Annotated in this window: 6 protein-coding genes; 3 read left to right on the top strand and 3 right to left on the bottom strand. The window is 64.3% G+C overall.

Annotation, left to right across the window (positions count from 1 at the left end):
- Positions 1 to 122: 122 nt before the first annotated feature.
- Genes NFJ07_RS17455 through NFJ07_RS17445 form a run of 3 tightly spaced genes read right to left on the bottom strand, consistent with a single transcriptional unit; the run spans position 123 to position 2,792 of the window.
- Positions 123 to 1,340 carry an acetyl-CoA acetyltransferase gene (locus NFJ07_RS17455; RefSeq protein ID WP_269996164.1) on the bottom strand — a complete coding sequence of 406 codons (1,218 nt, stop codon included), beginning with the start codon at positions 1,338 to 1,340 and terminating at the stop codon, positions 123 to 125.
- Positions 1,337 to 2,026 carry a CoA transferase subunit B gene (locus NFJ07_RS17450; RefSeq protein ID WP_269996162.1) on the bottom strand — a complete coding sequence of 230 codons (690 nt, stop codon included), beginning with the start codon at positions 2,024 to 2,026 and terminating at the stop codon, positions 1,337 to 1,339. The genes NFJ07_RS17455 and NFJ07_RS17450 overlap by 4 nt, the downstream gene beginning before the upstream one ends.
- Before the next feature lie 25 nt (positions 2,027 to 2,051).
- A complete protein-coding gene (locus tag NFJ07_RS17445; RefSeq protein WP_269996169.1) occupies positions 2,052 to 2,792 on the bottom strand; it encodes a CoA transferase subunit A in 741 nt (246 codons plus the stop codon).
- A 222-nt stretch (positions 2,793 to 3,014) separates the two neighbouring features.
- Between NFJ07_RS17445 and NFJ07_RS17440 the strand changes: the two genes are divergently transcribed.
- From NFJ07_RS17440 to NFJ07_RS17430, 3 genes are all read left to right on the top strand, one after another.
- Positions 3,015 to 3,791: an IclR family transcriptional regulator gene (locus NFJ07_RS17440; RefSeq protein WP_269996161.1), complete on the top strand. Its 777-nt coding sequence runs from the start codon at positions 3,015 to 3,017 to the stop codon at positions 3,789 to 3,791.
- A 149-nt stretch (positions 3,792 to 3,940) separates the two neighbouring features.
- On the top strand, positions 3,941 to 4,606 hold the full coding sequence (locus tag NFJ07_RS17435; protein ID WP_269996159.1) for a fasciclin domain-containing protein: 666 nt from the start codon (positions 3,941 to 3,943) through the stop codon (positions 4,604 to 4,606).
- An 83-nt stretch (positions 4,607 to 4,689) separates the two neighbouring features.
- Entirely contained in the window at positions 4,690 to 6,069 is a 1,380-nt protein-coding gene (locus tag NFJ07_RS17430) for a cryptochrome/photolyase family protein (RefSeq protein ID WP_269996157.1), read from the top strand.
- Positions 6,070 to 6,177: the final 108 nt, after the last annotated feature.

Here is a 6,177-nt window from a genome sequence, read left to right as displayed (position 1 = left end):
GAACAACGCCATAAAACAACTCACCAGCCTCGGCTACAACGTCACCATCACACCCGTCACCGCAGCCTGACCCACCCGTACTTTCGTATTAGTTGGGTTGGCCGCCCTGTGAAATACCGAGGCTAGACTGCTTCCAGGACACTCACGTAATTCGCGATGCCTACGCCGCCCATGTTCTGTACGGCTCCGCGGCGGGCGTTGGGCAGTTGCATGGCGCCTGCGGTGCCGGTGAGCTGCATCGCCGCGATGACGTGCTGCGACACACCCGTTGCGCCCACGGGGTGGCCCTTGGCCTTGAGTCCGCCGGACACGTTAATGGGCAGCTTGCCGTCTTTGTAGACCCAGCCTTCCTGCACTGCCCGTGAGCCTTCGCCGCGCGGCGTCAGTCCCATGGCCTCATACATGATCAGTTCGGCGATCGTGAAGCAATCGTGCACTTCGGCGAAGTCCAGTCCTTCGATCCCGACGCCGGCCATCGCCAGCGCGCGCTCCCAGGAGACCCGCGTGGCGGCGAACTCCGTGGGGTCGCGGCGCTCTGCCGGGAAGAAATCGTTCGCGTGCCCGAAGCCGGCCAGCCGTACGGGTTCGGTAGCAGCGCCCGACGCCGGGCCGAGGGAGAGCACGACGGCGGCGGCGCCGTCGGATACGGGGGAGCAGTCGGTGCGCCGCAGCGGCTCGGCAACCATGGGATTCTTCTCGGAAACCGTCCGGCAGAACTCCTCGCCGAGGTCCCGGTGCATCTGCGCGTAGGGGTTGTCCATGCCGTTGTGGTGGTTCTTGGCGGCGATGGAACCGAGGATGTCGCTTAGGCCTCCGGCAAAGCCAGGGCCCTCCATGCCAGTTCCGTAGCGCTTTTCGTAGTGCTTCGCTACCTCGGCGAACAGCCCGGTGAAGCCGGTGGTGGACGGCTTGCCCGCCATCTCGTAGGAGGCCCCAAGGAGCGCTGCTCCTACGACGTCGGCTCCCGCGTCCGTCATCTTTTCGGCGCCGATCACCAGGACGTTGCGGGCAGTGCCGGCCAAGACAGCCTTTACGCCCTGCTGGAATGCTGCGGAACCGGAAGCGCAGGCGTTTTCGGTTCTCGTTGCGGGCACATTGGCAAGATCCTCGGACAGCTGCAGGGCCAAGGAGGACGTGAAACCCAGGGGCTGCATGCCTGAGTTGAACTGGCCGAGGTAGATCTCGTCAATGTCCTGCGGCTCGAGGCCGGAGTTCTGGATGGCCTCCGTGGACACCTGGACGATCAGTGACTCCAGCGTCTCGTCCGTCAGTTTGCCGAATTTGCTGTGTCCCCAACCGGTGAGGAGGACATCTTTGCCGAACTGGTCTTTCAGGCTCATGCCCGTGTTCCTTCCAAAGCAGGGGTAGTTTCCAATGCGACGTCGAATGCTGCCTCGGTCTTTCCGCGGAGCTCCTCCACGGTGACCCCGGGGGCGAGGCGGGTCAGCGTGAGCTGCCGCCGGCCGTCGTCGTTCGCGGATGGCAAGATGTCGAACACTGCGAGGTCACTGACGATGCGGTCCACCACCCCCAGGCCCGTCAACGGCAGGGTGCATTCCCGGACGATCTTGGCGCTCCCGTCCTTGGCGTTGTGCTCTGTGAGGACCACGACGCGTGGCGTCCCTGCGACCAGGTCCATGGCGCCGCCCATGCCCTTGACCATCTTTCCCGGAATCGTCCAATTGGCGAGGTCGCCGTTGCCGGAAACCTGCATGGCGCCGAGGATGGCAACCTTGACGTGTCCGCCGCGGATCATCCCGAAAGACGTCGCGGAGTCGAAGATGCTGCCGCCGGGCAGGACCGTGACGGTCTGCTTGCCGGCGTTGATGAGGTCGGCGTCTTCCTCGCCTTCATAGGGGAAAGGTCCCATGCCGAGCAGTCCGTTTTCACTTTGCAGGACAACCCGCACGCCTTCGGGCAAGTTGTTGGCAACGAGGGTGGGAATGCCGATGCCGAGGTTGACGTAGTCGCCGTCGTTGAGTTCCTGGGCCGCAATGGCGGCCATTTCGTCGCGGGTCCATGCCATGGTGGTTCTCCTTCGCTGGGGGTGCTTAAACGGCCAGGGCTTCAGGGCGGGGCCGGGCTGTACTAGAAAGCCGCGGGCGCACCGTGCGCTGCTCAATGTCCTTGGCCCGGTTGCTCGCCTGGACCAGTCGCTGGACGTAGACGCCGGGTGTCACGATGTGGTTCGGATCCAATTCGCCGGGCTGCACGATCACTTCGGCCTCCGCGATGGTCACGATTCCCGCCGTCGCCACCACGGGGTTGAAGTTCCGGGCCGTGTAGCGGTAGATCAGGTTGCCGTCCGTGTCCGCGGTATGCGCGTGGACCAGCGCGACGTCGGCGACAATCCCGCGCTCGCGGACGTACGTGACGCCGTCGAACTCTTCGAGCGGCTTGCCCTCGGCAACCAAGGTCCCGACGCCGGTCCGGGTATAGAAGGCGGGGATGCCGGCACCACCGGCGCGGAGGCGTTCGGCCAAGGTGCCCTGGGGAGCGAATTCGACCTCGAGCCGGCCGGAGAGGTACTGCTCGGCGAAGAGCTTGTTCTCGCCCACGTACGAGGCGATGACCTTGCGGACCTGGCCGGCTTCGATGAGTACGCCAAGCCCCTTGCCGTCAATGCCCATGTTGTTGGAGACCACTGTCAGGTCCTTGACGCCCGAATCGCGGACGGCGTCTATCAGGTCCGCGGGGATGCCGCTGAGCCCGAAACCGCCGACGGCGAGGGTCTGGCCGTCGCGCAGGACGTCCTGCAGTGCAGCGGCTGCGCTGGGCTGGATTTTGGCCATGGCATTGTCCTCATCATTGAGTAGGGTCACTCAGCGGATATCCACTTTGTGGACACGGGTCTGAGCTAGTTGTCTGGGAAGGTCGTCTGGGCATGGAGCTTATGGCGGTTCGCTCTGAAGGGTCAACGGCGTGACAGGGCCGTTAGGGCTTAATTCGCACAGTGTGGACGGTAGTCTTTAAAGTGTCCACATTGTGGAGGAAATTTTGGAGAGGGGTAGAGTTTGCCGACTCAGCAGCCGCACATCAAGCCGGTCCAGGGTGCCCAAGTGGTGAGTAGGGTCGCCGCGCTCCTCCGGCTCGTGGGACGCAAACCGGAGGGCATGTCCATCTCTGGCTTGGTCCGCGAGTCGGGGTTGACGCGCCCGACGGTGCACCGCTTGCTCGCGTCCCTCGCCGCCGAAGGCCTGCTGGACCACGAGCAGCGGACCGGCAACTGGATCCTGGGGCCGGAGATCTTTCTGCTGGGGTCAGTGGCGGCGGCTCGGTTCCCGTTTGAGGACCTGGCCCGGCCCAGCCTGCGCCGCCTGGCCGAGGAGAGCGGGGAAAGCGCCTTCTATTCCATCCGTCGTGGCCACGAAACCGTGTGTGTGCTCCGAGAGGAAGGCAGCTTCCCCGTGCGCTCCTTCGTCTTGCACGAGGGCGTCAGGTTCCCGCTCGGCGTGGCGTCGGCCGGCACGGCGATCATGGCATTCCTGTCGAATGAGGAACAGGAAACGATCCTGTCCGGCTGGGAACGGCATGCGGAGGACTTCGCCACTGGCCACACCGAGAGTTTGGTGCGCCGGAACCTTGAGCAGACCCGAATGGCCGGGTACTCGGTGAATCCCGGCCTGGTCCTCGAGGGCAGTTGGGGGATGGCGGCCGCCGTTTTCGACCAACTGGGCAGGCCGATCGGCGCTTTGTCCCTCACAGGCATCGAACCGCGATTCCGCCCTGAACGCCAGGAATTCCTCGGCAAGTTGCTCATGGAAGAAGCCCACCGCATGAGCTCCGCTTGAGGGGCATCCAAATTTAGTTTTGAAACTCACCCATCCACCCGACCCATACCTCCGAATAGCTGGCATAAGGACTTAGCCCGCAAAGGTGAAGTGCTTTCACGCCGGAATCAACCGGCACCGAATGTCAGTCCGTTTGAAGGAGAAATGTCATGCTTTCTACAAAGCGCACGTCTTTTGCGATCGCCGGCCTCGCCGCTTCCGCCCTGCTGGGCCTCACTGCTTGTGGCGGATCCGCCTCCACGGCTCAGTCCTCGTCTCCCGCTCCCGCCACCACCATGGCGGCGACCCCTTCGGCTTCGGCAAGCGCCGCGATGGACCCGAGCAAAGACCTGGTTGGCCCGGGCTGTGCAGCTTACGCCTCCCAGGTCCCCAGCGGTGCAGGTTCCGTTGCCGGCATGGCTCTCGATCCCGTAGCCGTGGCCGCCTCCAACAACCCGTTGCTCAAGACCCTCACGGCCGCTGTGTCCGGCAAGCTGAACCCCAAGGTGAACCTGGTGGACACGCTTAACAGCAGCCAGTTCACTGTCTTCGCACCTGTGGACAGCGCGTTCGCCAAGATCCCCGCTGCCACCATCGACAGCCTCAAGACCAACGACGCGCTCCTGAGCAAGATCCTCACCTACCACGTCATCCCCGGCCAGCTGACCCCGGACCAGATCGTGGGCACCCACAAGACGGTTGAGGGCGACTCGGTGACCGTCACGGGAACCAAGGACGCACTCAAGGTTGACGGAGGCTCCGCCGTGATCTGCGGTGGCGTCCACACCGCCAACGCCACGGTGTACCTGGTTGACACCGTCCTGATGCCGAAATAGATCTCAGTAGATTGCGCACAGATCATGCCCCTTAAGATTCGTCTTAGGGGGCATGGCCTGTGCACAAAATCCGAGGGGGATGAGTGAAGCCGTCAATCGTGTGGTTCCGGGACGACCTCCGCGCCACGGACAACCCGGCGCTGCGGGCGGCAGCCGACGATGGAGCCGCCGTCGCGCTCTATGTCCTCGACGAGGAATCGCCCGGCATCAGGCCGCTCGGTGGCGCTTCCCGCTGGTGGCTGCATCATTCCCTGCTTGCCCTTCGAGAAGACCTCGCCGCCCTCGGCGTACCGCTCATGTTGCGCCGCGGGCCGGCGGCGGAGATCATCCGGGAAACCGCGACGGCGATGGATTCCGGATCGCTGTACTGGAACCGCCGTTATGGCGAGGCAGAGCGGATGCTCGACGCCGGCATCAAGACCTGGGCGCGCGAGTCCGGGATGCACGCGGAGAGTTTCCAGGCCTCCTTGCTGCACGAACCGTGGGCCGTCACCACCAAGCAAGGCGGACCCTTCAGGGTCTTCACGCCTTTTTGGCGCACCGTATCCGGGTTGGATTTCCGCGAACCGCTGGAAGCTCCGGAACCGGGCCAGGGATTCTCCGGCCAGCTGCCTGAATCCGAGGAATTGGACACTTGGGGATTGCTGCCGCGGAACCCCGATTGGTCTGGTGGATTGTCCGAGAGTTGGCAACCGGGTTCGGCCCAGGCGCATGAGCTCCTTGATGACTTCGTGGAGCACGGGCTGGCGGACTATTCGGTGAACCGGGACCGTCCGGACCTACCGGGCAGTAGCCGGTTGTCGCCCTTCTTGCGCTGGGGGCAACTCAGCCCGTTCGAGGTATGGCATGCCCAGCAGGGCCGGCGTCGGGAACTGGGCGAGGTCGCCGCAGTCTTCGCCTCGGAACTTGGATGGCGTGAATTCTGCTGGCACCAATACTTCCATCACCCGGACCTGGCAACGGCCAATTTGCGGCCGGGCTTCGACCACTATCCGTGGGCTTGGCCGGGTGGTCAGGAAGCCTCCACGCAGGATACCGCCACCCTCCTTCGCGCATGGCAGGAGGGCCGCACCGGTTTCCCGTTGGTGGACGCGGGGCAGCGGCAGTTGTGGACCACGGGATGGATGCACAACCGGGTTCGCATGGTCTCGGCCAGCCTCTTGGTGAAGAACCTTGGCATACATTGGCAACTGGGCGAGCAATGGTTCTGGGACACCCTGGTAGATGCCGATCCTGCGTCCAATCCCGCGAACTGGCAGTGGGTGGCTGGTTCCGGTGCGGATGCCTCGCCGTTCTTCAGGATCTTCAATCCGGAGACCCAGGCCGCGAAATTCGATCCCCACGGCAGCTACGTTGGCCAGTGGATCCCGGAGCTGGCCACGGCCGACTATCCAGAGCCCGTGGTGGACCTTAAAGCCTCGCGCCGGGAAGCGCTGGATGCCTACGGCTCGCTGCCTCGTTGAGCCGGGCCACCACGGTCTACCACCTTTGCGCCGAGCACAGACCGGCACATCCCCGCACTACGCAGGTTCCGGCGTCGGGCATTTCCAAATGTGGTCGGGTGTTGAGGG

Source organism: Arthrobacter sp. B2a2-09 (assembly GCF_027587375.1).
GTDB lineage: Bacteria > Actinomycetota > Actinomycetes > Actinomycetales > Micrococcaceae > Arthrobacter.
Note: the sequence above shows the minus strand (reverse complement) of the source record. Positions and strands in the feature narration are given on the sequence as shown.

Coding starts and splice junctions, on each gene's coding strand:
- NFJ07_RS17455 (WP_269996164.1), bottom strand. CDS start 1,340: ATGAGCCTGAAAGACCAGTTCGGCAAAGATGTCCTCCTCACCGGTTGG.
- NFJ07_RS17450 (WP_269996162.1), bottom strand. CDS start 2,026: ATGGCATGGACCCGCGACGAAATGGCCGCCATTGCGGCCCAGGAACTC.
- NFJ07_RS17445 (WP_269996169.1), bottom strand. CDS start 2,792: ATGGCCAAAATCCAGCCCAGCGCAGCCGCTGCACTGCAGGACGTCCTG.
- NFJ07_RS17435 (WP_269996159.1), top strand. CDS start 3,941: ATGCTTTCTACAAAGCGCACGTCTTTTGCGATCGCCGGCCTCGCCGCT.